This is a genomic window from Staphylococcus sp. EG-SA-2 (assembly GCF_017152085.1).
This window is the reverse complement of the sequence record NZ_JACYHC010000113.1, coordinates 1-550: the sequence shown is the minus strand read 5'-3', so window position 1 is coordinate 550 and position 550 is coordinate 1. Positions and strand designations below refer to the sequence as shown.

Annotated in this window: 1 protein-coding gene; it reads left to right on the top strand. The window is 33.3% G+C overall.

Annotated elements, in window-relative coordinates:
* A partial coding sequence (locus tag IDG60_RS27145) for a YSIRK-type signal peptide-containing protein (protein WP_164826066.1) occupies positions 1–550 on the top strand: 550 nt, incomplete at both ends.

Genomic DNA, 550 nt, shown 5'->3' with positions numbered 1-550 from the left:
GCTTAAACAAATTTTCGATTAGAAAGTATACTGTAGGAACTGCATCGATTTTAGTAGGTACGACATTGATTTTTGGTCTAGGGAACCAAGAAGCTAAAGCTGCTGAAAACACTAGTACAGAAAATGCGAAACAAGATGATGCAACGACTAGTGATAATAAAGAAGTAGTGTCGGAAACTGAAAATAATTCGACAACAGAAAATGATTCAACAAATCCAATTAAGAAAGAAACAAATACTGATTCACAACCAGAAGCTAAAGAAGAATCAACTACATCAAGTACTCAACAACAGCAAAATAACGTTACAGCTACAACTGAAACTAAGCCTCAAAACATTGAAAAAGAAAATGTTAAACCTTCAACTGATAAAACTGCGACAGAAGATACATCTGTTATTTTAGAAGAGAAGAAAGCACCAAATTATACAAATAACGATGTAACTACAAAACCATCTACAAGTGAAATTCAAACAAAACCAACTACACCTCAAGAATCTACAAATATTGAAAATTCACAACCGCAACCAACGCCTTCAAAAGTAGACAATCA